Below are 23,631 nucleotides of genomic sequence, written 5' to 3'. Positions count from 1 at the left end.
AATTGTTTATACATTGCAATACAAAATTAGTTAATCTCAGGGAGAGGGACGAAAGTCTTTCTCCTTTTTTTTGTATTGCTTAAGTTATCCGTCAATGCTCTTTGGGGGCTTCGCGCCCCCAGCCGCAAGGCAAACCTCCGCGGTGTTTTTCATAGTTATTGCACCCACAGAGATTTTGCACTTCTATTTGGAATTAGCAGTTTCCGATAACTACTCAGCAATGGGTCAAGACTATGTTACATTCCTACAATGGCAGGATGGTATCAATGGCATTAAGTTGTGATTGTTTGTCTTCCATGCAGTGTCTGCAATAAAAAGAAATGATTACACGCATTTTGGCACATTGCGTTTCTCACAGATTAAAGACTCTCGCACAGCCCGCACAAGTTTCTGTTTGTATTCTTCAAATATAGCCTGACGAAAACAATATATTATTACAGAGTAGTTACGCGATTAGCCGGCAAATATGATGGAAAGAGGAACGTGAAGATATCTGATAGTGTCCGGAATTATGGGTCTTTCGAGATTTCGAGTGATGGTTCTTTAACTTTTAAAATCATCAAGTTATACAATTAGCCCTATTCATAAACCCTTTATATACGGAGATTTATAATCAAAAAGTGATAACTTGTGATGAAATAACGCCTATAACTTCTATATGCATTTCATTAAGCTTAAACCCATTGTTAATGAGAAGCTTTTCTAGAAAACCGTATTCGTGGACTTTTAAGTTTCACCCATACTTCATCACTCCAAATGTCGGATGACACTAATATATATACTTCTCCCGATGCAATCGGGAACGAGGAGACTGCAGCGTTGGGTGGCGGATGCCACGAGTTTGAGTGTAGGAAACCAATTTCCCTCAGCCCGACCCTCGCCAGTTGTAGAGTCAATTGATGGTAGTGAAATGTGCACAATGAAGTGTGAGACGTGATAGCGTGCTGAGCATCATCCGTGAGTCCGCAATGGATTTGCCGTGCTCCCTCGGCTACTTATTGTTGTTTTTCAATTCGCCCTCTGCAAGTGGCTACACCAAATTGGTTTCCAAACAGCGGTGGGATTAGTCCTCAAGGTCAGTGAGGAAGTTGAGCCCCTGTATACTGATGTCGAGTTTACGGAGGCGTTCCGACAGCTTATCCATCTGTTTGTTGAGTGCCTTGACGTCGATGGTGGTCACCATCTTGATTTCGGAGCGTGAGTAGCGGTCTTGCGTCTCGTTGGCCTTGTCTGACACGGCTGCAATTATGGAGATGCGCTTGGTCAGAACTTCCTTTTCCGCCATCATCTCGGTGAGTGTGCGTCCGTCGGCTTTGGTGTGCATGTTGGTCTTGTTGATGCGGGCGATGAGCGATTCGAGCTGCACTAAACAACTGTCGAGTTCCTTGAAAAGCTCGGCGGGCTGCTCCGATGGCTCGTCACCTTCCTGCAGCCGTACGTTGCTTATCAGACGCGACTTGATGATTTCAATTTTCTTGGTCAAATCCTTGCGGATCGACAATGCTTCTGCCAGTTTCATATCTTGGTTGTTTTTTTCTGTGTCGTATCGTTGATGTGTGCCGTTTCCTGATGCGACGTTGTTAAGTCGAAAGTTTTTCCGGTGTCCGCCGGTCAACTGGTTGGGTGCTGACGGCGACACTTCGTCTTCCGGTCGGGGACGGACGGATTTTCTGTTCGTCCTTTCTTTTGCGATACTCCCAAAGGGCACATGGGAGCAGGTGTTGCAAAGATAGGCATTTTTTTGCAATAATGTCCTAAATATTCTTCATTCGTTTATCCAAAGCTTACCTTTTGTTCCGTAAAAGCTTACCTTTTGCACTACAAAAGGTCATGAATTGGAGTGCAAAAGGTAAGCTTTTAAATCGCAATTAATATCATCCTGATTATCAATAGATTACAAAGTGTGTCCCCAATATGGTTTTTTGTAATATAATTTCATGTTGCCGGTCGGGTCGAATGTGCGCTATCAAGCGTCTGTTTACCACCACCTGAATACGAATTGGAGATATATGTCATATGGGATTAGAGAGAAAACACGTCAAGTCTTATGATTTATGCGATGTTTCGTGAGTTTTTGAAAAAACATTTAGGACTCTATTGCATTTTTTGCTAAAAAAAACGACAGGTGATGGTGAGAAAAATGCGTCTCACTGTGGTGGTGTGCCGCTGTGCGCACTGTGTATCTGCCACTGGGCTGTTAGTCATTGATTGGGCATTTTACCGAGATTTACAATTCGATGATGCCGATATGACTTTTCTTTCGGACTCTAATAACCGGAGAGGGTCAGTCGCTACCGGGAAAAGAAAAAGTGGAGATGAACCGGATTGGCTCATCCCCACTTGTTTTGTTCTCTTCTGCCCCCTTAGTGCGGGCTGGTCAGGAAAGATTTACTTTACGTAAACAACTGCCAAACGGTTGGATGTTACGCCCTGTACACCCTTGCCGGTAGCTTCGTCAACAATGACACCACGATTTGTGAGGTAGTCAGCAACAGCCTTGGCACGGTTCTCAGACAATGTCTGGTTGTACTGTGGATTACCCTCCGGGGATGCAGTACCGACAACCTGTACGCGGCTGCCTTTCTTAATCTTGTCGAGAGCATTCTTGGCATCATTTGTTAATGTGTATTTAGCCTGTGCGAATGTAACAAATACCAAGTTTTCAACCTTGACTGTCTGTGTGGTAGTTGTGGGAACTTCCTTGACAACTTCTTTTACGACTTCTCTTACGACTTCTTTTGGCTTAGCGTTCAGCTGCTCACGAAGAGAGTTGATTTCGTCGTTCAGTTCGCCAACATTCCAAGCCTTGAAGTTGTGGGTACCGTTGGAGGTCATGAACTTGTAGTTCACACCGAAGAACAGACCGAGTTGTGCTGCCTGTTTACCAAACTGAATGGCATCGCCGGGTCCGTGGGTCAGATTCCAAATGACTGCCGGCTCTGCATAAACCTGCCATGCCTTGTCGCTGCCGAGATTCCAAGCGAAAGTAAGACCTGTCTTGGCTGTCAGCTCTGTGTCATCACCTTCGTTGTTGGTGCGGATGAGGTTGTCGTCGCCGAAGCAGATGTAATAGCCGATACCGGCTTCAACGCCGAGTTCGAATGTGCGGTCGGCCTTGTATTCAGAAAAGAGGTTAGTGAGATTGAGTGTACCGTTCAGACCGAGATTGATGGCTTTCACGAATGTGTGGCTATCAGCAAAGCCTATTGAGCCGGTATCCCAACGGTTATCGCCGAACCATGCGACTCCCTCGATGTTGGCACCCCATACCGGGCTGAAGTTCTTGCCCAGCTTGAGTCCTGCTGACGGATTGAGTGGTGCGAAATGCTTGAAGTTAAGTGGTCCCATTACACCACCCTCAATACCGAGGTAAATGTTGTCAAATGCTTTCTGTTTTTCAAGAGCTACTTGAGCTTGAATACCTGTGATGCCCATTGCGAGCATCGAGAGTGCGATAAAAAACTTTTTCATAAATTCCTATTATTTAAAATATTTGTCTTTAGTAAGAAAAGACTTTGTTTGCAAAGATAATACTTTTTTATGGAATAAATAACATTTCTTTACTAAAAACCATTTTAATTGTTATTTTTATATTGTTTTTATATTTTTAGCTTGTTAAACTCGGCTCAATCCGGAAGAGCTGTGTCAAAAGATTGTTTTCGAGAAGATTGAAACATATAGGCGACCGATTGTGGAATTTCACTATCGAATATCCCTAAAAGAACGGCGAGTTCCGCATTAGCAGAGCTCGCCATTTGACATATAAGATGATTAAGCAATTTCGATGAATTATTCCGCTACACTTTTCTTTGTCTTTGTAGCGACAATGAAATACATTATCAAGGCAATGTAAGCCACAAGAGACAGCAATTCGGAAAGATGATTTTGCCACCAATCCGTATAATCGAAATCTATTCCAAAGAACTTCAACAGTGCAGAAACTACACCCATCAACGCCCCACCGGCAATGAATCCGGAAGCAATAAGCGTACCTTTCTCACTTCGCATTTTATTGAGTTGCTCATCTTTGGAACGTGTCGTAACAAACCAGTGGACAGCTCCACCAATGAACAAAGGAATGTTCAGTTGGATAGGAATGAACATACCCAGAGCGAATGCCAATGCGGGCACCTTGCAACGATCTAATGTCAATGCAAGAAGGGCACCGATTCCATATAATATCCATGGTGCGCCTTGACCACTCATCAAAGGTTTTATCACTGCAGCCATAGCGTTGGCTTGCGGAGCTGCCAATTTTCCGGAATTAAATCCATAGGTCTTATCGAGAACTATCATTACGCCGGCAACCGTTGCTGCTGAAATAATGGTTCCAAGGAATTTCCATGTTTCCTGTTTCTTAGGTGTTGTTCCCAACCAATAACCAATTTTAAGGTCGGTAATGAAAGAACCTGCCATGGAAAGTGCCGTACAAACCACGCCACCCATAAGCAAAGCTGCCAACATGCCGGAGTTGCCTTTCAACCCTACAGCCACCATAACGACAGAGGCAAGAATCAAAGTCATCAACGTCATTCCTGAAACAGGATTTGACCCCACGATGGCAATGGCATTGGCTGCCACCGTGGTGAACAAAAACGCAATAACCGCCACAAGAACAATTCCCACAACGGCATGCAACAAGTTGAACTCCATCACTCCAAAATAGAAGAAAATGAATGTGATAATCAGCGTACTGATACTTCCTATGGCGATAATCTTGAAAGAAATATCACGTTGTGTACGAATAGCCTCTTCCTGAGCGGCTCCTTTTCCTTTCATCTCGCGAGCCGCCAATCCTACTGCATCCTTTATAATGCTCCATGACTTGATAATTCCGATGATACCCGACATGGCAATGCCACCAATACCGATGGAACGAGCATAAGTCTGGTAGATTTCTTCCGGACTCATGCTACCCACCGTTGCGGTAACACCGGGATCCCACTGATTGAGCACCGTATCGGGAAAGAGCAATGCCATGCCGGGGACTATTACCCACCAAACGGTTAAAGAGCCAAGACAGATGATGGAAGCGTATTTCAGACCGATGATATAGCCCAATCCAAGAACGGCAGCACCGGTATTGACCTTGAACACAAGTTTAGCCTTGTCGGCAATGGTTTCCCCTAAACCAATCATGCGTGTTGTAACTGTTTCATTCCACCAGCCGAACGTGGCAACAACAAAATCGTAGAGACCTCCCACCAGACCGGCAAGCAACAAAGGTTTAGCCTGACTTCCTCCTTTCTCGCCACTTACGAGTACTTGCGTGGTAGCCGTAGCTTCAGGGAAAGGATATTTCCCATGTTGGTCTTTCACGAAGTACTTGCGGAAAGGTATCAAGAACAAGATGCCTAAGACACCTCCTAAGGCTGCAGCGATAAATATTTGGAAGAAATCGGCTTGCAAATCAAGCATATAAATAGCAGGCATGACGAAGATACCACCTGCTACCACCGCGCCCGAACAAGCTCCAATGCTCTGGATAATGACATTCTCACCCAACGCGTTTTTGCGTTTTGTACCGGAAGACAAGCCGATGGCGATAATGGCAATGGGAATTGCCGCCTCAAAAACCTGCCCCACCTTCAAACCTAAGTAAGCAGCCGCTGCCGAAAACAGAACAGCCATAAGGACACCCCATGTTACCGACCATGCACTCACTTCCGGATAGACTTTCCTTGGGTTCATGACCGGTTCATACTCCTCGCCTTCTTTCAGTTCCCTAAAAGCGTTTTCGGGGAGTTCAATGTTTTGTTTTTCTTTCAGTTCCATAATATGTGTTATTATAATTTTTCAGGTTAGATTGTCTCTCAAAAAAGAATAATTGACGCAAAGATAAATAAAAAATAGCAAATCAATGGCATAAAACCTCGATTTTCTTTGCCAATGAATTTGAATATCCAACTTTTTCCGTAAGTTTGTCGCATGAAAGAAATAGAACCAATAGCGCATTTTCGCTCACCCTTTACATCAAAATTCGGAATTCCCCGACAAAGCGGACTGATAAACGATCTTCAAGGAAGCATTGTCTTTGAAACAAAGTACAGACGCGAAGAAGCCTTACACGGATTGGAAGAGTTTGATTACTTATGGCTGATTTGGGGCTTTTCCGCAAACAGCTCGAAAAATAAGAAAGGAAGCCTCAACCTTACCGTTCGCCCTCCGCGATTGGGCGGAAACAAACGTATCGGGGTCTTTGCCAGCCGGTCTCCATTTCGTCCCAACGGCTTAGGCTTGTCGTCCGTAAAGATCGTGGAAGTGAAAACCTGTGAAATAGTAGTGCGAGGTGCCGACCTTATGGATGGAACTCCCATCTATGACATCAAACCCTACCTCCCTTATGTGGATAGTCACCCGGAAGCAAAGGGAGGTTTTACGGATAGGAAAGGATGGAAAACTCTTGAAGTTGTTTTTCCGGAGGAGTTGAAAGCACATATTACTGTCAACGAATTGGAAATACTGAAAAAAGCTTTAGCACAAGACCCGCGTCCAAAATATCAACACGACGCTGAGCGAATATACGGAATGCCCTTTGGTGGGAAAGACGTAAAATTCAGGATTGATGGAAAGAAGTGTATCGTAACAGACATTACTGCTTTGGAACGAAATTTATCCGACTAAAGATATTTTATCCATGCATAAGGTTTTCTGGTTTGCAGGTAATCGAGATCGCTCATGTGGTTGTAAGCTTCACGCTCAAACGATAGATTTTGATATGCTCTTCCGGGTAACGGAAGGCGAATGAGCCATTCCACGATGTACCACACATAGAAAGGCAATATCAGCATTTCCAACATTTGGCGAGTATGGATGCTTTCATGATTCAAAATAGTCTCCGTGAGAATTACCCCCGGATGAACAAAGAGTATCCCAAGAATATTGATTGCATCATACTTCTTCGTGGGAAAACATTTTGTTCTAATGACTTTCATCATTCAGTTTCAATGTTTTCAATATGCGGTTTGGGAACTGTAGGTGTCGTTGAACCGGGCGTTACTTCCGGCTTACCGCCATTACTTCCGGCGTTAGGATGAGAAGGCACGATTAAAGGTTCGGCTTCAGAAGACGAGACACCGGTCTCGGGTGTTTCCCGTTTGCGTTTTCCGGCTTTTCCGCGAATACTGTTCAACACCTTTTCGGCTTCCTTTGCCTCCTCTTCTGCCATGGAATCTTTCTTAATCGGGTTTCGGAATGCCGTATCAAACTTAACCACATTTTTTTCAGCGAGGTTGGAATCCGGCTCTATTGCCGTCTGAGTATATTCCGGATCGTTTTTGTGATTTTGATAATACAAGGCTCCAAATGTAACAAGAAAGATGGTTCCGATGATGATAAATATCACCATTCCCCTGCCAATGGTAGGCTCATCGTCATCAAATTGATGCAATTCTGCTCCGCAATGAGGGCAGCGCAGTTCTTTTTCGTCTACTTCGGTATTGCAATTCGGGCATCTCATTGTTCTTGAAATTAAGTTATTTGCCTACAAAGGTACACCAATTCACAGAGTATTCAAAATTATTAGACGGCTTTTTGTCATGGGCGATAAACTCTTTCTTTCAACTGTCTCATCATTCCGTTATGAAAACGGAAAAGGACACACTCGTTGTGAGTGTATCCTTCTCCCTTATAACAGTTTTACGACCTGTTAATTGTTTTTGAACACGAGTCCCTCGCCAAAAGAGTCGATGACAATGGGTTTATCCCTGTTCACCGTTTCCGACAAGAGCGATTTGCTCAGGTCGTTGAGGACATAGCGTTGTATGGCACGTTTCACGGGTCGCGCTCCAAATTCCGGGTCATACCCTACCATCGCGAGATAATCAACCGCGGCATCAGTCCATTCCAACACGAAGCCTTGCGGTAAGAGCATGGCTTTCGCTCGTTCCAATTGCAGCCGTACCACGCCGGCAATTTCAGCCTTTGTAAGTGGCAGGAACATAATGGTTTCATCTATTCGGTTCAGGAATTCCGGTCGGATGGTCTTTTTTAACATCTCCATAACGGAAGTCTTTGTCGAGTCAATGATTTCCTGACGGTTATCTTCTTCAAGTTTCTCAAACTCCTGCCGGATGTATTGCGAGCCAAGATTGGAAGTCATGATGATAATAGTATTCTTAAAATTAACCATTCTGCCCTTGTTATCGGTCAGATGCCCATCGTCCAACACTTGCAACAGAATGTTGAAAACGTCGGGATGTGCTTTTTCAATCTCATCGAACAACACCACGGAATAAGGTTTGCGTCGCACAGCCTCCGTGAGTTGTCCGCCTTCATCGTAACCCACATACCCCGGAGGCGCACCGATGAGTCTGGAAACGCTAAACTTCTCTTGATATTCACTCATATCAATACGTGTCATCATCGTCTCGTCGTTGAAGAGATAATCAGCCAATGCTTTAGCCAGTTCAGTCTTACCTGTGCCGGTGGTACCCAAAAAGATGAAAGAAGCCAAAGGTTTCTTCGGATCTTGCAATCCGGCACGAGATCTACGCACAGCATCAGCCACCGCCGTAATCGCCTCATCTTGTCCGATTACACGTTTGTGTAATTCATCTTCCAACCGGAGCAGTTTTTCCCGGTCGCTCCGCAACATCTTTGTCACGGGAATCCCGGTCCATCGGCTCACCACTTCGGCAATGTCATCTGCCGTAACTTCCTCTCGCACCATGGCCTTGCCTGCCTGAGTGGTTTGCAATTGCAACTTAATGCTTTCGATATCGTCGTTGAGTTCTTTTAATTTCGAATAGCGAATTTCTGCGACACGCTCATAATTGCCCTCACGTTCTGCACGTTCTGCCTCGTATTTCAAATTCTCTATTTCTTGTTTATCTTGCTGAATCTGATTAACGAGTGATTTTTCGCTCTCCCATTTTGCTCGAAAACCGTGTTCCTGTTCTTTCAATTCGGCGATTTCTTTGTCGAGTCGGGCAATTTTCTCCGTATCATTCTCGCGCTTAATGGCTTCACGCTCTATCTCCAACTGCTTCAGCCGACGGCTTATCTCATCCAATTCCTCAGGAACGGAATCGCGTTCCATTCGTAACTTCGCCGCAGCCTCATCCATCAGGTCGATTGCCTTATCGGGAAGGAAACGATCGGATATGTAACGCTCCGACAATTTCACCGCCGCGATGCATGCATCGTCCTGTATGCGTACCTTATGATGGTTTTCGTAGCGTTCTTTCAGACCGCGAAGAATGGAAATGGCATCCAGTTCGTCAGGTTCATCCACCATTACTGTTTGGAAACGACGCTCCAACGCCTTGTCTTTCTCGAAGTATTTTTGATATTCGTTGAGCGTGGTAGCACCAATGGCTCTTAGTTCGCCACGCGCCAAAGCCGGTTTCAGGATGTTTGCCGCATCCATGGCTCCTTCACCTCCGCCTGCGCCCACCAATGTATGAATTTCATCAATGAAGAGAATGATATTCCCTTCAGCATTGGTAACTTCCTTTATCACACTTTTCAAGCGTTCCTCAAATTCACCTTTATATTTCGCACCGGCAAGCAAGGCACCCATATCAAGCGAATAGAGCTGTTTGTTCTTCAGATTTTCAGGCACGTCGCCACGAACGATACGCCCAGCCAGACCTTCGGCTATGGCAGTCTTTCCCGTACCCGGCTCACCAATTAATATAGGGTTGTTCTTGGTACGGCGGGAGAGAATTTGCAAAACGCGCCTGATTTCCTCATCGCGCCCGATTACCGGATCGAGCTTTCCTCCGCGCGCATCTTCCACGAGGTTGCGTGCGTACTTTTTCAGAGCCTGATAGTTTTCATCGCCACTCTGCGTTTGCACTTTTCTTCCTTGTCGCAAATCATTAATGGCGGCTTTCAAATCCTTTTCCGTGCAACCGGCATCTTTCATGATGCGACTTGCCGTAGAATCTACTTTCAATACCGCTAAAAGTAGCGACTCGATACCAACAAATTCATCACCAAATTGATGAGAAATGTCGAACGATTGCTGAACCACCTTGTTAGTCTCCACAGAGAAATAAGGTTCACCTCCCGAAACTTTCGGCAAACGGTTGATTTCACTCTTTACCGCGGCGTCCACCGCCGGGACATTCATCCCGAGTTTCTGAAAGACGTATGCCACCACGTCTTTGCCTTCTTCCATCAAACTTGCCAACAGGTGCAAAGGGTCGATGGTTTGTTGGCCGTTGCGTTGGGCGATGTGAACCGCACCTTGAACAGCCTGCTGTGCCTTAATTGTAAATTTGTCGAATGTCATAGAATATATCTCCTTTCATTGTTCTTTTCCTAAAAATTTCACTTACGTGGTAGATTGTTTTACTCTTAATCTCCGCTCATTATTCATCAAACGATGTGCCCGACGAAAAACCATGCCAAAATGACATCAAACACTGCCCTTTTGTCATACACACCACTCTAAAATATCATTTTTCACAACATTGGGATAAGCCGAAATAAACCGAAAAACCGAAAAAAAATCTCACACGTCAATGAGAAATTGGCATACTTGTAAAGTATTGATTATCAAGGCATAAAGAAACCTGTTTCAAAAGGTGAGCTTTTGCGTTGCATTAGCTTACCTTTTACATCCCAAAAGCTTAGCTTTTAAAAACAGGTATTCAACTTATTGTCATTTGGGTGGTTGCAAATCACTTTATTTTCCTTTTTTATTCCCCGTCTTTTATTCAATTTTTCGAAAGAGACACCTAACCTTTCCGGCGAAGTCGTTGAAGCTAAAAAAAGCAACCGTAAAGCCCCGAATGAGGTAAGAAAGATTTACCTATTGCAAATAATCCCTAAAATACTTTGTGTTTCTTTCTTTTTACACTATCTTTGCAACAACATTGAAGAGCTATAGCTATATTTAAAAATGACAAAAAGACGAAATAAATCCCGCAAACAACGGAGTTTGCAGGTTGTTACCCTTTGCATAAGTACCGCGATGGTGCTTATTCTTATTGGCATGGTGGTACTGACGGTATTTACCAGCCGGAATTTAAGTTCCTATGTCAAGGAGAATTTAACCATTACCATGATTCTCCAACCGGACATGAGCAATGAAGAGTGCGCCACTCTCTGCACAAGGGTCAACAACTTGAGATATATTAGCAACTTAAACTTCATCAGCAAAGAAGAGGCACTGAAAGAAGGCACGAAAGAGCTGGGTGCCAATCCTGCGGAATTTGCGGGAGAGAATCCGTTCACGGCTGAAATAGAATTGAGATTGAAAGCAAATTATGCCAATAACGATTCCATACAATGGATTGCCAAAGAACTAAAGACTTATAAGGGCGTGAGCGACATCGCTTATCGGCAAGATTTGGTGGAAAGCGTGAACCGCACCTTGAGCAAAATCGGATTGGTGTTGCTGGTGATAGCAGCCCTGCTGACGGTAGTCTCTTTCTCATTGATTAATAATACCATACGGCTGAGTGTCTATGCACGTAGATTCTCCATTCACACCATGAAGTTGGTGGGGGCTTCTTGGAACTTCATTCGGATGCCTTTCCTCCGAAGGGCAATTCTCGAAGGACTTATTTCAGCCGTTCTTGCCATTGTTGTTTTGGGCATAGGCATGTACTTTCTCTATTCCTACGACCCGGAAATCACGGTTGTTCTTAACCAAGAAGTTCTGCTGATTACCGCGCTTGTAATGCTTACATTTGGCATCCTCATCACTTTCTTTTGCTCATGGCTCTCCGTGAACAAATTTCTAAAGATGAAAGCGGGCGACTTGTATAAGATATAACAAGTCCTTTCGAGATACACATCACTTGAAATTAAAGGTATAATCTTTATAAAGATAAAGACATTCTACAGATTATGAATAACAAAAACTTAGCGTTTGGAAAGATTAATTTTATCTTATTGACCATTAGCGTGGCAATTGTAATCCTCGGTTTTATACTCATGAGTGGCAGCGGTTCAACTGAAACCACCTACAATCCGGAAATTTTTAGTCCGATGCGTATAAAAGTTGCGCCGGTAGTAACTTTCATCGGGTTCATTTCCATCATCGGATCTATCCTGTATCTACCCCGGGAAAAAGAGAAAAACACTGAAAAAGAGTAAAAAACATTGATGAACAGGAAATAATCAATAACAATGGACTTCATTCAGACTATTATTATTGCCATCGTTGAAGGACTAACGGAGTTTCTTCCGGTATCATCTACCGGACACATGATTATAACTCAGAACTTGTTGGGAGTTGAACAAGGCAACGAGTTTGTTCACGCCTTTACGTTCATCATACAGTTTGGAGCCATCCTCTCGGTGGTTTGCTTGTATTGGCGAAAGTTCTTTACTTTCGACAGTGAGACATGGAAACTCTATAAGATGCTTGTTATCGGAGTGTTACCGGCTGTAGTCATAGGTTTGGCAGCCAAGAAAAGCGGTTTGCTGGGTTGGTTGCTCGATTCTGTGTGGGTGGTTGCCATCATGCTGATTGTCGGAGGCGTCTTCATGCTCTTCTGCGACAAGATTTTTAACAAAGGAAACAATGAGAATGAGGTGAATGCGAAACGTGCACTCAGCATTGGTTTCTTTCAATGTATATCCGTTATACCGGGCGTAAGCAGGTCTATGGCAACAATTGTCGGAGGTATGGCAAACGGACTGACACGAAAAAAAGCAGCAGAGTTTTCTTTTTTTCTTGCCGTACCCACAATGGCAGGAGCCACAATCTTGGATCTATGGGAAGTTTTGAGAGGAGACAGCCATTGGGCAACAAGCGAAAACCTCTTTTTGTTAGGAGTGGGGAGCGTAGTTTCGTTTATTGTGGCATTGCTGGCAATGAAGTGGTTCGTGAATTTTATCACCAAATATGGTTTCAAGGCATTTGGATGGTATAGAATTATTGTGGGTTCAATCATTCTCATCATGATTCTTGCCGGCATGTCGTTAAATATGGTGGATTGATTCTTGATTCCAAAAACGCGATTATGAATTTCAAAGAAGGAGTGCTCATACCCATTGACAAGCCTTATGGCATTACCAGCTTTAAGGCACTTGCCAGAATACGCTTTCTGTGCTCGCAGACTGAAGGCGGAAAAGTAAAGATGGGACATGCCGGAACTTTAGACCCATTGGCAACAGGTGTGCTCGTGCTGGTTACAGGTAAGATGACAAAGCAAATAGAGGAGCTCCAAACCCACATCAAGGAATATGTCGCGACACTGCAACTTGGAGCGACAACCGCAAGCTACGACAATGAGCACGAAGTGAATGCGACTTATCCCACCATGCACATCACTTCCAAACTGATACAAGAGAAGTTACAACTGTTTATTGGAGATATAGAACAAGTTCCACCCACCTACAGCGCAGTAAAAGTAAACGGTGAACGAGCCTTCAACTATCGGAGAAAAGGCAAGGAGGTAGTGCTGCAATCCAAAAAGGTTAGGATTGATGAGATAGAGGTATTGAACTTTAATGCCGAGAAAATGTTACTTGAGATGCGCATCGTATGCGGAAAAGGAACTTACATAAGAGCATTGGCACGCGATTTGGGACGAGCATTGAATAGCGGTGCTTATCTTACGCAACTTCGACGCACAAGAGTTGGCGACATAAAAGTAGAAAATTGCTTGGATTACAACCATTTTGAAGAGTGGTTAAACAAACAGAATATAGAAAAAAGAGATTGACAGATGAAACTTTCACAGTTTAAATTCGATTTACCAGATGAGCAAGTGGCTTTGTACCCAAACGTTTCAAAACGAATACTGAAACGTTCGGACGGAACAAGCCAAGTGTTTAAGATTACACGTAGAGACGAAGCCAGATTAATGGTGGTTCACCGTAAATCCGGAATCATTGATATGTTCAAAAACGAAGTGAAAGGCAAACCTGCCGAAGAGGATTTTATTCGTTTCAAGGATGTGTTGGATTACTTTCACAAAGGAGATGCTTTCGTACTGAACGACACAAAAATATTTCCGGCTCGTCTTTACGGAACAAAAGAAAAAACCGATGCAAAGATAGAAGTGTTCTTGCTGCGTGAGTTAAATCAGGAAATGCGACTGTGGGATGTACTGGTAGAGCCGGCACGTAAGATACGCATTGGCAACAAATTATTCTTTGATGAGTCTGGCACGATGGTTGCCGAGGTAATCGACAACACAACATCACGCGGTCGCACACTTCGTTTTCTCTACGACTGCCCACATGATGAGTTTAAGCGTGAATTATACGCTTTAGGAGAAGCCCCATTGCCACGTTATATCATCGACAATCGCCCCAAGAAAGAAGGAGAAGACTTCGCACATGCCAGTGCAGAGGATATGGAATATTTTCAAACGGTGTTCGCAAAACATGAAGGAGCCGTAACAGCACCGGGGACAAACCTTCATTTCTCGGAACACATGATGAAAATGATGGAGATTAAAGACATCAAACCGGCATTCATAACTCTTCATTGTGGACTGGGTAACTTTCATGACATAGAGGTTGAAGACCTTACGAAACATAAAATGGATTCCGAAGAGATGCACATTACGGCTGAAGCCTGTAAGATTGTAAACGAGGCAAAGACAGCCGGACATCATATTTGCGCTGTAGGAGCCAGTGTAGTGAAAGCTACTGAAACTGCGGTGGGAACGGATGGACTACTGAAAGAATATGATGGATGGACCAATAAATTTATTTTCCCTCCCTATGATTTCGGATTTGCAGACTCAATGTTGGTAAACTTCTATCATCCTTACTCCACTTTATTAATGGAAACAGCTGCTTTCGGTGGATATGACCTCATCATGGAAGCCTACGACAAGGCGGTAAAAGCAGGTTATAAGTTTGGTTGCTTCGGCGATTCACTCTTGATTTTGAACGATTAAGGAAATCTCTTTCATCACGTTCATTCAATCATACGATTCAAAATGCACATAGTTTATTTAGGTTTGGGATCCAATTTGGGAAATCGTTGCTCCATATTGGAAGAAGCGATTTCCAACATTGACCGACGCATCGGAAAGGTATTGTGCCAATCTTCCTTTATGGAAACAGAACCTTGGGGGTTCGATAGTCCCAATAAGTTCCTTAATGCCTGCGTTTGTGCTCAAACAACACTCTCCCCTCGCCAAGTTATGAAGATAACACAGGATATCGAAAAAGACATGGGACGAGTGCATAAAACCACCAATGGCAAATATACCGATCGCATTATTGACATTGATATACTTCTATATGATAACCTACAGATAGACGAACCTGATCTAAAGATTCCTCATCCGTTAATGGAGGAAAGAGAGTTCGTGATGATTCCCTTACGAGAGATATTGAAATGAAGCAAAATGAATAAAGGAACGAAAGAAACAAAACATGAGAATAATGAAAAAGGACTGGTCGTTTTAGACGCCAGCCCTTTTTTATTGCTTATTGAAATCTTACTTGCGAAGACCTAATTCCTTAATAATAGCACGATAACGCTCAATATCCCTTGCGTACAAATAATCCAAAAGACCGCGACGTTTTCCTACAAGACGTGTCAGAGAACGAGTTGTTACGTGGTCTTTATGGTTTTTCTTCACGTGTTCCGTCAAGTGCTTGATGCGATAAGTGAACAGAGCTATCTGGCTTTCTGCCGAACCGGTGTCAGTAGCTTTCTTTTCTCTACCATGCTGTGTAAAGATTTCTTCTTTCTTCTCTTTGTTTAAATACATTTTCTTTTTTGATTAATGATTTTGCAATTACATCTTTCAGTCGCAAAGCCGCCTTAATCACAACGGTAGCACGACTTCAAATGCATCGGATTCTCCGAAACTGCGGTGCAAAGTTACAACATTTTTTTTAATCAACAATGCTATTCGGATTATTATTTGTAATTTTGCACTCGAAATTAGACAAGATTCTAAGGTAAATAAATGCAAGATATTCGAAACATCGCAGTAATTGCGCACGTCGATCATGGGAAAACAACATTGGTTGACAAAATGATGCTCGCCGGAAAGCTTTTCCGAGATGGTCAGAACAACAGTGGCGAAGTGTTAGACTCCAATGACTTGGAGCGAGAGAGAGGGATAACAATTTTAAGTAAGAACGTAAGTATCAATTGGAAAGGTACTAAAATTAATATTTTGGATACTCCGGGGCACTCCGATTTCGGTGGTGAAGTGGAGCGAGTGCTCAACATGGCAGATGGTTGCCTTCTTTTGGTCGATGCCTTTGAAGGTCCGATGCCTCAGACACGCTTCGTGCTTCAGAAGGCTTTGCAGATTGGACTGAAGCCCATTGTCGTAGTGAACAAAGTGGATAAGCCCAATTGTCGTCCTGAAGAGGTTTACGAAATGGTGTTCGACTTGATGTGCGACCTGAATGCCACTGAAGAGCAACTTAACTTCCCTGTAGTTTATGGATCCGCGAAGAACGGCTGGATGAATACGAAATGGGATTCTCCTACTGACAATATCGATGTATTGCTCGACATCATCTTAACGAATATTCCCGCTCCCAAGCAGTTGGAGGGCACACCGCAGTTGCTCATCACCTCATTGGATTATTCCAGCTATACCGGTAGAATAGCCGTTGGACGAGTACATCGCGGCACTTTGCAAGATGGTCAGAACATTACCATCTGCCACCGCGATGGTTCTAAGGAGCGTACCAAGATTAAAGAGTTGCACACCTTTGAGGGGATGACCCATAAAAAGACTGACGCTGTGAGTTCAGGAGATATCTGTGCTGTCATTGGATTGGAGCATTTCGAAATCGGAGATACCATTGCTGATTTTGAAAATCCCGAACCTTTGCCTCCCATCGCCGTGGACGAGCCAACCATGAGTATGCTCTTTACCATTAACGACTCTCCGTTCTTCGGAAAAGAAGGTAAATACTGCACATCGCGCCACATTGGTGAGCGACTCGCAAAGGAGCTGGAGAAGAACTTGGCGTTGCGTGTCAGCGAAATGGAAGGCTCTACTGACAAATGGATTGTAAGCGGGCGTGGAGTGCTTCATCTCTCCGTATTGGTAGAGACCATGCGGCGCGAGGGATATGAATTACAGGTGGGACAGCCTCAGGTTATCTACAAGGAAATAGATGGCCAACGTTGCGAACCGATTGAGGAACTGACCATCAATGTTCCGAACGATTTTTCCAGCAAGATGATAGATATGGTAACGCGCCGCAAAGGTGAATTGCTCGGCATGGACACTGAAGGCGATCGCGTGAACATAACTTTTGAGATACCATCGCGAGGCATCATGGGTTTGCGTACTAATGTTCTGACAGCCAGTCAGGGAGAAGCCATCATGGCACACCGCTTCAAGGACTACCAACCATACAAGGGAGACCTTACCCGCCGCACCAATGGCTCGATGATAGCCATGGAAACGGGAACTGCATATGCTTACTCCATTGACAAATTGCAAGACCGCGGAAAGTTTTTCATTGATCCCGGTGAAGAGGTATATGGAGGTCAGGTAGTTGGTGAGCATGTTCACGAAAAGGATTTGGTTATCAATGTTACCAAGGCAAAACAGCTTACCAATGTCCGCGCCTCCGGATCTGACGATAAAGCTCGCGTAATTCCGAAAACAGAAATGAGCCTTGAGGAGTGCATAGAATACATTAAGGCAGATGAGTATATAGAAGTTACACCTAAGAATATACGCATGCGCAAGATTATTCTCGACCATCTGGAGCGGAAACGCAATAATAAAGAGGATTAAGGCATTTGCCTCAGAAAAAAACAACCGAAAATAGCAATAAACATACGATGATGACGTTTCATAAGAAAACATAATAACTTATGAAACGTCTTTTTTTATTTCTTTTTGGCTCTGCCTTAGCCATCACGTCCATGGCACAATCTGACCCTTGTACATGGTCGCTTATTCCTCATGTGGGAGTAAGCATTTCCAATTCAACAAATAATTATATTCAAACGATGAACGGAGAAAGTTCTTCCAACTCTACTTTTCGTTCTGGATTTGTAGGCGGTGTGGAAGTAAGATACCAAAGTTCCGACTGCTTGGCAATATCGGCAGGACTAAATTACACACAAGCCGGATGGGCTTACGATGACAAAGATTTAGGAGTAGATGACAAGGGGAAGGGCACAATCTTCCATGATGCCAATTACAGACTGAATTATCTTGACCTCCCGCTCACCGCTCACTTCTTTGTAGTAAACGGATTGGCAGTGAATATAGGCTTACAGCCTTCATTTATGCTCAACGGCAATACTAAGTTTGAATTTCAAACTTACACGGTGGACAAGGAAGGTAAAAGAACTTTTACTGAGAATGAAGTTCTTTCAGGAGATCTTTCCAAAGAGGCTTTCAAGGAATTTGTTCTATCCGTACCACTCGGCCTGAGCTATGAATATCAGAATGTGGTGTTAGACGCACGTTACGTATTTGGACTTACCAAAGTCATGAATTTCTTAAATGGAAAAAACAGAATGATAACGCTTACCGTAGGTTATAAATTCGACCTTTGACCAAGCTGCCACACAAGCTTTTTTGCAAGTTGTTCAAAGGAAAAATCACGCCCAAAGCAGATGATTTTTTGCCGCCTGCAACCTATTGTAAATCAGATGAATACGAGTGCGATTTTAAAAGCTTAGCTATTGCAATGCAAAAGCTTAGCTTTTAAAGCCCGAAAGCTTAGCTTTTGCATTGCAATAGCTAAGCTTTTCTAAATCTATAGATGAACACTGCAGTTCGGTAAGCCTTTTTCGCTTCTCATAATTGGGAATGGAAAGCTCGCAGGTATATGCGTTTTTCAAGAAAACTGATGCGTGCCATCAACTGACTGCTTCCCTGTTCGCGATAAGAAAGTTGAGAATAGCGAGCCGGTAAATAGAAATCCTTATCCTTTATCCCATTTCCGCAAAGATGCCAACCTATCAGATTGACACCTTTGCGTAGGGCTATAAACGATGATTATCGTTTCGGACATCCCGTCCAAGGCTTCAGCTGTTTGAAAAAGTCGTTGCCCTTGTCGTCAACAAGAATAAATGCCGGAAAATCTTCCACGTCTATTTTCCATACAGCTTCCATACCGAGTTCCGGATATTCAACACATTCTATGCTTTTGATACTGCTTTTCGACAAGACTGCTGCCACACCACCGATCGTTCCGAGATAGAATCCGCCATGCTTCTTACAAGCATCGGTAACGACCTGTGTGCGATTGCCTTTCGCAATCATCACCAGAGAACCTCCATGAGCCTGAAATTCTTCCACATATGGATCCATGCGGTTGGCCGTGGTCGGTCCCATGGAACCACAAGGCAAGCCATTGGGAGTCTTTGCCGGACCGGCGTAGAGCACGGGATAGTCTTTGAAATAGCTTGGTAAGTCTTCGCCCGCGTCTAAACGTGCTTTGAGCTTCGCATGAGCTATATCGCGAGCCACAATGATGGTTCCTTTGAGGTTTACGCGAGTAGATACCGGATATTTACTCAGTTCTGCACGAACGGTGTCGATGCCTTTGTTTAAATCGATTTCAATGCCTTTTCCTCCTTCTCCCGGCTTGCGATATTCCTCCGGAATGAGTTCTCCGGGATTTGTGTCCATCTTTTCAAGCCAAATCCCGTCTTTGTTTATTTTCCCTTTTATGTTACGGTCAGCCGAACACGAAACCCCCATACCAATGGGACAGCTCGCGCCGTGTCGCGGCAGGCGAATGACACGAATGTCGTGTGCCAAATACTTCCCTCCAAACTGAGCTCCAAGTCCGATTTTATGAGCTTCATTCAACAATTTCTCTTCCAAGTCGAGATCGCGGAAAGCTCGTCCGGTCTCATCGCCCGTGATGGGAAGGTTGTCGTAATACTTGATGCTGCCAAGTTTTACGGTGAGGAGGTTCTTTTCCGCAGAAGTTCCACCGATAACAAAACAAATATGGTAAGGCGGACATGCCGCAGTGCCGAGGCTTTTCATCTTTTCCACCAAGAAAGGAATCAACGTTCCTTCGTTCTGTATGGTTGCCTTTGTCATTGGATAAAAGTAAGTTTTGTTCGCAGAGCCACCGCCTTTTGCCACCATGACGAATTTATATTCAGCCCCTTCGGTTGCCTCGATGTCGATTTGTGCCGGAAGGTTGCATTTCGTGTTCACCTCATCATACATATTCAATGGAGCGTTCTGTGAATAACGCAAACTCTCTTGCGTGAATGTGTTGAACACTCCACGCGATAGTGCCTCTTCGTCTTCGAATCCTGTCCACACTTGCTGACCTTTTTCGCCGTGTATGATGGCCGTTCCGGTGTCTTGACAGAAGGGGAGCACTCCCTTTGCCGCTGTCTCGGCATTGCGGAGAAATTGGAGGGCTACATATTTATCATTTTCTGATGCGTCCTCATCCTTCAAAATATTCGCTACTTGCTCGTTATGGGCGCGACGAAGCAAAAATTCGCAGTCGTGAAAAGCCTGTTGTGCCAATAAAGTCAGAGCCTGTGGAGAAACTTTCACTATCTCTTTACCTTCAAAATTTGCCACGGAAACTCCTTCCTTGGAAAGCAGTCTGTATTCCGTGTCGTCCTTACCCAACTGGAACATTGGGGCATACTTAAAGTCTGTCATAAACAAAAATACCTGATACTTGTTCCGTTCGGAAGTTTTCCTTCCGCACGGCACATGGTATCAGGATTTTATTAGTTGTTGATATAATGTTTTTGTATTTATTTCTTTTAGTCGTGATGTCGATTCCGAAGACAAGGATTATGCCATTTTCGGAAATCGACACACAACTTGTTTTTAGTAGCCAAAGATTTCCTCGGTCGTCACACGCCTGATGGGAGCTATCTTTTCCAATGCCTTGATGTCAAGTTCCTTTTCATTACCAAGGATGAGATACTTGCAAGGTTTGTCAGCCATGTTTGCCTTCTCGAAGTCGATAATGTCTTGAAGCTTGATTTGTGGAATTTCCTTGTAAATCTTTTCGCTTAAACTGTAGTCAAGCCCTAACTTTTGTGCAGCCATATAGGCACTGAGAATAGAGAACTTGGTAGTACGAGCTGACGCGAGGCTCTTCATGAGACTTTGCTTGGCCAAGTCGAAGTTAGCCTGCCGAACCGGAACGTTGTTGAGTAGTTCGTTGAACTGTTTAACACAGTCCATCATCTTGTCGTTCTGTGTAATGATATAAGTATAGAAACTCTCCTTGTCTCCCAAACGACTGGGCTGACGATATCTTGCACTTGCGGAATATGCCAAACCACGTGCTTCGCGCAGCTCTTGGAAAACAATGGCATTCATACCTCCACCGAAGTATTCGTTGAAGAGAGCGATGGTTGCTGCGTTGTCGGCAGTCCATTCCTTGTTCTCATTATGGAACTGCACGAGATAGATATTCTTAGCATCGTAAGGTGCAAGAAGTATTTCGTCCTTAGGAGTTGTTTGAGTTGTGTAACGCTTGCTTTCAGGAATGGGCTTAAACTTCTTGGGAGCCTTAATAGTCTTGGTTATCAGTTTGTTCAGCTCATCAAGGGTGGATGGACCATAATAGAGCACGGTCTGCTTGTAGTTCTTTAGCTCTTTTAAGGAATTAAGGAGCTTCTGCGGATCCATGTTCTTCAATTGCTCCTCGCTAAGGATGTTTCGTGTAGAGTTATAGGGTCCATACATTCCGTAGTCGAACAAAGCGTTGAAGTTTTGACCTTGGTTCGCTTTATTATCCTTACGATACTTGAGCATCAAATCTACCGCCTTGCTCCATGCCTCCTTATCAACTTTTGCGTTTTCAACAAGATCTTTGAGCAATGCCAATGCCTTAGGCAAGTTTTCATTCAGTCCAGTCATGACCAAAAATGTCTCGTCATTGGTCTGACCAAACCTGTAATCGCAAGCCAACTTGTAGAACTCTTGCTTTATCTGATCGTTCGTCATCTTGTCCGTACCAAGATAATCAAGATATGATGCTGCATAGTCGGGAAGCAAATCGCTCTCCGTTCCAAACGGCACCTCAAAGTAGAGCGTGAAGAGGTCGTCTTGTTTGTTCTGTTTGTATAGCACTTTCCAACCATTTTTCATCTTTCCTATTGTCATATCCTTTTTGAAATCGACAAATGAAGGTTGGATAGGCTCTACTTTGTGGTTGGCAATCTCCTCCAAGAACGCAGAACGTTTGTCGTTATTAGTGGGGATAGGCGTAATTTTAGGCTTTTCTACCTTTTGAATAGTGGTATCGGTACCTTGTGTTTTATAGATGGCAGCATAGCCGTTGTCGAAGAAACGATTGGCGAAGCTGACTATTTCTCCTTTCGTGATTTTGGAAATGCGATTAATCTTGCCCACCTCCTGCTTCCAATCTACATCATTGATGAACGAATTGACAAAGGCTTTGGCACGGAACTGGTTATTATCCAGATTTTTGTAGTAACTGCGCTTATAGTTATTGATGACCGAAGGCAGTAAATCATCGGAGAATTCTCCACGTTTCAGTTTTCCTATCTCTTCCAATAGCAAATCGCGAACCTCCTGTAAGGTTTGCCCTTTCTTGGGCATACCAATGGCAATGAACAATGAGTAGTCATGGAGGTCTTCAAAACCCGTGCCCGCTCCCTGAACTTTCATCTTTTGATTTAAGTTCAAGTCGTAAAGACCGGCACGTCCATTATTGAGCAATTCGCTAATAATGTTCAAGGTATCGCTTTGCAAGCTGTTACCGGCTTTTGCTCTCCAACCAATGTAAATTCTTTCAGCTTCCTGTCCCACGATGGTTGTATCTACAGGGGCGGTGAACTTAGGCTGAGGACCATATTGCGGTACGCTTAGGTTCTCGCTCTTTTTCCAACTACCAAAGTATTTCTCAATGGTAGCCACAGTCTTGTCAGGATCTAAGTCTCCCGACATACAGATGGCTATATTGTTTGGAACATAGTAGCGTTTGTAATACTTCATGATGTTGGTTATTGAGGGGTTTTTCAAGTGTTCTCCTCTACCGATGGTGGTCTGGGTACCATAAGGATGGGTGGGGAACAGCTTTGCCATCAAGCCTGCAAATATTTTTCTACCATCACTGGTCAAACCCATATTGTATTCCTCGTAAACGGATTCCAATTCAGTGTGGAAACCGCGAACTATCATATTCTGGAAACGATCAGCCTGAACTCTTGCCCAAGATTCTACCTCATTGCTGGGGATGTTCTCCACATAGCAAGTTACATCGTTCGAGGTATAAGCATTCGTTCCCTTGCTACCGATAGACGCCATGAGTTTGTCATACTCGTTGGGGATGTTGTATTTCGCTGCCAATTGCGATACAGAATCAATCTTAGCGTACCATACTTTGCGCTTGGCAGGATCGGTAATGTGGCGATACTCTTCGTAGAGGTTCTCAATCTGTTTCAAATAGGGACGTTCTGCCTCCATATTCGATGTACCGAACTTTTCCGTTCCCTTAAACATAATGTGCTCAAGATAGTGTGCTAATCCGGTTGTTTCTGCCGGATCGTTGCGACTTCCTGTACGAACAGCGATGTAAGTTTGTATACGTGGCTTTTCCTTGTTTACACTAAGATAAATCTTAAGACCATTCTTCAGTGTGTAAATGCGAGTGTTCATCGGATCATTAGGCACACTCTCATAGGTATAAGTCTGCGCTTTTATCCCCACTGCAGCCAACAGGAGGAGCATGCCGATACCTAATTTTTTGAAACTAAGGTTTTTCAACATAATATTATATTTAGTATTAAACATT

General features: G+C 43.8%; 19 protein-coding genes. 10 read left to right on the top strand and 9 right to left on the bottom strand.

Going from position 1 to position 23,631, the window contains the following annotated elements:
• Nucleotides 1-1,063: 1,063 nt before the first annotated feature.
• Nucleotides 1,064-1,639 (bottom strand): DIP1984 family protein, encoded by a 576-nt coding sequence (locus ETF27_RS03200; RefSeq protein WP_309253834.1) that lies wholly within the window; start codon nucleotides 1,637-1,639, stop codon nucleotides 1,064-1,066.
• 489 nt (nucleotides 1,640-2,128) lie between these two features.
• On the opposite strand from ETF27_RS03200, the gene ETF27_RS03195 reads away from it, so the two are divergent.
• The gene (locus tag ETF27_RS03195; protein ID WP_130828552.1) at nucleotides 2,129-2,401 is read left to right on the top strand and encodes a hypothetical protein; all 273 of its coding nucleotides are present in this window, start codon (nucleotides 2,129-2,131) and stop codon (nucleotides 2,399-2,401) included.
• Here ETF27_RS03195 and ETF27_RS03190 read toward each other — a convergent pair.
• Both ETF27_RS03190 and ETF27_RS03185 read right to left on the bottom strand, forming a co-directional pair.
• Entirely contained in the window at nucleotides 2,389-3,471 is a 1,083-nt protein-coding gene (locus ETF27_RS03190; RefSeq protein WP_130828551.1) for an OmpA family protein, read from the bottom strand. The two genes, ETF27_RS03195 and ETF27_RS03190, sit on opposite strands and share 13 nt — an antisense overlap.
• A gap of 318 nt (nucleotides 3,472-3,789) precedes the next feature.
• Nucleotides 3,790-5,775 carry an OPT family oligopeptide transporter gene (locus ETF27_RS03185; protein WP_130828550.1) on the bottom strand — a complete coding sequence of 662 codons (1,986 nt, stop codon included), beginning with the start codon at nucleotides 5,773-5,775 and terminating at the stop codon, nucleotides 3,790-3,792.
• 153 nt (nucleotides 5,776-5,928) lie between these two features.
• Between ETF27_RS03185 and tsaA the strand changes: the two genes are divergently transcribed.
• On the top strand, nucleotides 5,929-6,624 hold the full coding sequence (tsaA, locus tag ETF27_RS03180) for a tRNA (N6-threonylcarbamoyladenosine(37)-N6)-methyltransferase TrmO (protein ID WP_130828549.1): 696 nt from the start codon (nucleotides 5,929-5,931) through the stop codon (nucleotides 6,622-6,624).
• On the opposite strand, the gene ETF27_RS03175 is transcribed toward tsaA, so the two are convergent.
• The 3 genes from ETF27_RS03175 to clpB form a co-directional block, all read right to left on the bottom strand.
• Nucleotides 6,621-6,935 (bottom strand): hypothetical protein, encoded by a 315-nt coding sequence (locus ETF27_RS03175; protein WP_130829703.1) that lies wholly within the window; start codon nucleotides 6,933-6,935, stop codon nucleotides 6,621-6,623. The genes tsaA and ETF27_RS03175 overlap by 4 nt on opposite strands.
• Nucleotides 6,935-7,459 (bottom strand): zinc-ribbon domain-containing protein, encoded by a 525-nt coding sequence (locus tag ETF27_RS03170; protein ID WP_130828548.1) that lies wholly within the window; start codon nucleotides 7,457-7,459, stop codon nucleotides 6,935-6,937. The genes ETF27_RS03175 and ETF27_RS03170 overlap by 1 nt, the downstream gene beginning before the upstream one ends.
• A 189-nt stretch (nucleotides 7,460-7,648) precedes the next feature.
• Nucleotides 7,649-10,240 (bottom strand): ATP-dependent chaperone ClpB, encoded by a 2,592-nt coding sequence (gene clpB / locus ETF27_RS03165; protein WP_130828547.1) that lies wholly within the window; start codon nucleotides 10,238-10,240, stop codon nucleotides 7,649-7,651.
• A gap of 612 nt (nucleotides 10,241-10,852) precedes the next feature.
• On the opposite strand from clpB, the gene ETF27_RS03160 reads away from it, so the two are divergent.
• The 6 genes from ETF27_RS03160 (at nucleotide 10,853) to folK (ending at nucleotide 15,269) form a co-directional block, all read left to right on the top strand.
• Entirely contained in the window at nucleotides 10,853-11,731 is an 879-nt protein-coding gene (locus ETF27_RS03160; protein ID WP_130828546.1) for a cell division protein FtsX, read from the top strand.
• 74 nt (nucleotides 11,732-11,805) lie between these two features.
• Nucleotides 11,806-12,054: a DUF3098 domain-containing protein gene (locus ETF27_RS03155; RefSeq protein WP_130828545.1), complete on the top strand. Its 249-nt coding sequence runs from the start codon at nucleotides 11,806-11,808 to the stop codon at nucleotides 12,052-12,054.
• A gap of 33 nt (nucleotides 12,055-12,087) precedes the next feature.
• Nucleotides 12,088-12,903: an undecaprenyl-diphosphate phosphatase gene (locus ETF27_RS03150; protein ID WP_130828544.1), complete on the top strand. Its 816-nt coding sequence runs from the start codon at nucleotides 12,088-12,090 to the stop codon at nucleotides 12,901-12,903.
• A 23-nt stretch (nucleotides 12,904-12,926) separates the two neighbouring features.
• Nucleotides 12,927-13,631: a tRNA pseudouridine(55) synthase TruB gene (gene truB / locus ETF27_RS03145; RefSeq protein ID WP_130828543.1), complete on the top strand. Its 705-nt coding sequence runs from the start codon at nucleotides 12,927-12,929 to the stop codon at nucleotides 13,629-13,631.
• A gap of 3 nt (nucleotides 13,632-13,634) precedes the next feature.
• On the top strand, nucleotides 13,635-14,819 hold the full coding sequence (locus tag ETF27_RS03140; RefSeq protein WP_130828542.1) for an S-adenosylmethionine:tRNA ribosyltransferase-isomerase: 1,185 nt from the start codon (nucleotides 13,635-13,637) through the stop codon (nucleotides 14,817-14,819).
• Nucleotides 14,820-14,861: 42 nt separating this feature from the next.
• Nucleotides 14,862-15,269, top strand: coding sequence for a 2-amino-4-hydroxy-6-hydroxymethyldihydropteridine diphosphokinase (folK, locus tag ETF27_RS03135; RefSeq protein WP_130828541.1), 408 nt, complete (start codon nucleotides 14,862-14,864; stop codon nucleotides 15,267-15,269).
• A gap of 99 nt (nucleotides 15,270-15,368) precedes the next feature.
• Here folK and rpsO read toward each other — a convergent pair whose 3' ends face one another.
• Complete coding sequence (rpsO, locus tag ETF27_RS03130; protein WP_130828540.1) at nucleotides 15,369-15,644, bottom strand: 30S ribosomal protein S15; 276 nt, start codon at nucleotides 15,642-15,644, stop codon at nucleotides 15,369-15,371.
• Nucleotides 15,645-15,845: 201 nt separating this feature from the next.
• Here rpsO and typA point away from each other — a divergent pair, with 201 nt between their 5' ends.
• Complete coding sequence (gene typA / locus ETF27_RS03125) at nucleotides 15,846-17,651, top strand: translational GTPase TypA (RefSeq protein WP_130828539.1); 1,806 nt, start codon at nucleotides 15,846-15,848, stop codon at nucleotides 17,649-17,651.
• An 80-nt stretch (nucleotides 17,652-17,731) separates the two neighbouring features.
• Nucleotides 17,732-18,424 (top strand): porin family protein, encoded by a 693-nt coding sequence (locus tag ETF27_RS03120; protein ID WP_130828538.1) that lies wholly within the window; start codon nucleotides 17,732-17,734, stop codon nucleotides 18,422-18,424.
• Between the two features lie 445 nt (nucleotides 18,425-18,869).
• Here the strand turns inward: ETF27_RS03120 and ETF27_RS03115 are convergent, their stop codons facing one another.
• Together ETF27_RS03115 and ETF27_RS03110 are read right to left on the bottom strand one after the other, a co-directional pair.
• Nucleotides 18,870-20,513: a fumarate hydratase gene (locus tag ETF27_RS03115; RefSeq protein WP_130828537.1), complete on the bottom strand. Its 1,644-nt coding sequence runs from the start codon at nucleotides 20,511-20,513 to the stop codon at nucleotides 18,870-18,872.
• A gap of 174 nt (nucleotides 20,514-20,687) precedes the next feature.
• A complete protein-coding gene (locus ETF27_RS03110) occupies nucleotides 20,688-23,606 on the bottom strand; it encodes a M16 family metallopeptidase (protein ID WP_130829702.1) in 2,919 nt (972 codons plus the stop codon).
• Nucleotides 23,607-23,631 lie beyond the last annotated feature (25 nt).

Origin of the sequence: Prevotella brunnea (assembly GCF_008016795.1) — a bacterium.
GTDB classification, from domain to species: domain Bacteria; phylum Bacteroidota; class Bacteroidia; order Bacteroidales; family Bacteroidaceae; genus Prevotella; species Prevotella brunnea.
Note: the sequence above shows the minus strand (reverse complement) of the source record. Positions and strands in the feature narration are given on the sequence as shown.